This window comes from Nocardia sp. NPDC004168 (genome assembly GCF_040610355.1).
Lineage (GTDB): Bacteria > Actinomycetota > Actinomycetes > Mycobacteriales > Mycobacteriaceae > Nocardia > Nocardia sichangensis.
On the sequence record NZ_JBEXME010000094.1, the window covers coordinates 1 to 2579 of the forward strand.

Here is a 2579-nt window from a genome sequence, read left to right on the forward strand (position 1 = left end):
AGAGGGACCATCGACCACATTCCGCCGCCGGAAACCGGCCTCCAGCCAGCCGCCTCCACACTGGCGTCAACAACGTCACGGCCTCATACACCTAGCAGTTGATTGCATGGCCAGCCCGACGACCGGCAACCCCTGGCGCGAGCGACGCAGAGGAGCCACCGCCGCCGCTTCATGTGGCTCATCGGTATGGGCCTGTTGCCTCGGCGGGTGCTCTACAGACTGTCGCAGCTTGCAGACCCGTTGCAGTTGGTGAATGCTACGTCTAGCCAGTAGCCAGTAGCCGCGGTCAGGGGCACAGCCTATCCGGATCAGCACCCAGGCTCAGTGGTAGTCCTACGGTGCGTTAGCCGCCCGCGCGGGCGGAGATCGTCTGTAAGGCCCGGCACCGCTATCGCCGCTATGATCTCGTCGGCAGTGCGGGCGGTGGCCGGCCCTTGCGGCGAGTGGCCAGGGGATAGAACCACATCGTGCTGTTCAGGCCACACTGAAGGGAAAGGTACGGCCGCCACAGCTGGCGACACCTGGGCGGTATCGCGAAGCGATGCGATGGATGGGTATAAGTGCGGCAGTCGCGATCACAGTTAACGATCTGCCCTATCGTCGGTTCCGAACGCACCCGTGAGTGGAACTCGATCCAGACGATTCTGGCACTTCAAATCCCTCCAAGTTCGTGGCATATTTTCCTTTATATCAAAAAATTTCTAGCCCACTTCTGCGTGGTTGTGCTAATAATGCAAGATAGATCTGGATGCACAGGCTTTGCATTGCCTGCGCGCTCAAAAGTCTAGGACAACATAGTCGGTAATGTTGAGGTTGACAGGAAGTCGAGTGCCCGAGCATGCTTCGGAATGATACATCCGTTAATGGTGCAGAGAATGGATCACTAGATCAAGAAGAGTCGACCACGGCTCGTACTGTAAAACAAATGCGAAAGATTGCAGTTGCCTTATATCAAATGGGCGATAGTTTGGCGACTGTCGGATACTCGTGTGATTCTTCCGATGCGAACAATTTGGAAGTTGCAATAAATTCCGCAACTTTGAATCAGCCTTCTTCTGAAAATCTGTCTGGTGAATGCTGTCGGGCTCATATGTTTATCCGATTGGCGATAGAGATTTTCGACGCCGCTGAGATATTGGATAAACCAGAAATGGGCTGAGGGTGGCAGGGTTGATTCGGGTAATCATGCATCATCCTAGTGCGTAGACATTGGATTTTCGGATCCATTGGCAGCGAATGCGGCCAAAATTCGTAGCTAAGGTGTGTTCGGGTCCTGGGGTTGCTTGGCATGCGCGCAGAGATTGGCTGTTCGGTCGCAGGTGTGGAACCGATTCACGGATGAGCGAGTGTCGATGAAAGAAATACACCCGGACGTACGGGCGGGTCTGAGCATGGCGAGGGAGCTGCGCCACCGCGTCTCTGAAGTTCGCGAGCGCACCGATGGGATTTTCGCACGTCGCCCCTCGCCCAGTGGATTGGTCATTCCCGAGGTAGATGTGATCGGACGGCTGCGGAACCTATACCTAGAGCCGGGAACCTGTGCGAAGTTTGGCAATCAGGAACTTGCTGCCGAGATCATGGCGGCCATCATTGAATCCAGCCAGGATGTCCGGCGGCAATATCAAATCGCCATGAATAACCCTGAGTTACTGCCGCGCCCTTTCGTCGAAGTTGTACAAGAGTGGCAAAACGGGAGCGATCTGCTATCGCCCAATTTTAGCAAGGCGCAACAAGGAATCATAGATAAATGACGGGAGCGATGGGCTGGACATCGTAACCACACTCAGGTGTCTTTGGAGTTCGCTATGCGTTCGCAGGGTGGTGCGACCACCCCGGTCGATGAAATGCTATGTTTACAGGGGTGGTCAGGCGTTTGATCAACTGGTCGCGAGCGATGCGATCGACGCGCTGAGTGTCCGGGCAGAAAGGGACTCTTAATTGACACGAGTCCGGTTGGGTTGTCCTCGCTTGGTTGTGGGATTCGGGACACGGTGGTAGAGGTCGGTTTGCCTTATCGACCTCCGCCGGTGTGAGCCAGCCGAGGCTGGGTGTTGCCGGTTGTCGAAGATCTCGATGTAGACGAAGGGGACTGCTGCACGATCGGGTGACAGGTTCGGTCATGTGGCATGACTGGCCGGTGGGGTCATGATTGTCTCGTATTCGACCGGCGTCAAACGACCGGGAGCGGTTTGCCGTCGGCGGCGGTGGTGGGTCCGCCCGATCCAGGTGACGATCGCGATGCGCAATTCCTCACGGCCGTACTAGGATCGGCGGTCCAGGATGTTCTACTGCAGCAATGCGAAGAAGCTCTACATGGCGGCATTGTAACCGGCCGCACCGACGCGGCACATCGATCCGGCCATGCCGTGACGAGCCAAGGCGCCCAAAATCTTTCGGCTTCGAAATTGCGACCCGCGGTCGATGTGCAGAATGCAGCCGGCCACGTCACCGCGGCGGGCCACGGCGTTGCTGAGTGCGCCGGCGGCTAGTGCCGCGTCCGGGAAGGTTGATGCTGTAACCCGCCACTCGGGGTGGCGGGTTGATCATCGGCTGGTGTCCGGTGATGCTGCTGGTGGAGG

Annotated in this window: 2 protein-coding genes and 1 pseudogene; 2 read left to right on the forward strand and 1 reads right to left on the reverse strand. The window is 57.3% G+C overall.

Annotated features, from left to right (window positions below; translation table 11 throughout):
• Positions 1 to 925: 925 nt before the first annotated feature.
• Together ABZW96_RS37480 and ABZW96_RS37485 are read left to right on the forward strand one after the other, a co-directional pair.
• On the forward strand, positions 926 to 1159 hold the full coding sequence (locus tag ABZW96_RS37480) for a hypothetical protein (RefSeq protein ID WP_355081617.1): 234 nt from the start codon (positions 926 to 928) through the stop codon (positions 1157 to 1159).
• A gap of 193 nt (positions 1160 to 1352) precedes the next feature.
• Complete coding sequence (locus ABZW96_RS37485) at positions 1353 to 1751, forward strand: hypothetical protein (protein ID WP_355081619.1); 399 nt, start codon at positions 1353 to 1355, stop codon at positions 1749 to 1751.
• A gap of 366 nt (positions 1752 to 2117) precedes the next feature.
• Here the strand turns inward: ABZW96_RS37485 and ABZW96_RS37490 are convergent.
• Positions 2118 to 2579 (reverse strand): annotated as a pseudogene (locus ABZW96_RS37490) (hypothetical protein); the annotation flags it as partial.

What these genes read in the sequence shown, in the direction of transcription:
- ABZW96_RS37480 (WP_355081617.1), top strand. Translation starts at nt 926, where the DNA reads ATGCGAAAGATTGCAGTTGCCTTATATCAAATGGGCGATAGTTTGGCG.
- ABZW96_RS37485 (WP_355081619.1), top strand. Translation starts at nt 1,353, where the DNA reads ATGAAAGAAATACACCCGGACGTACGGGCGGGTCTGAGCATGGCGAGG.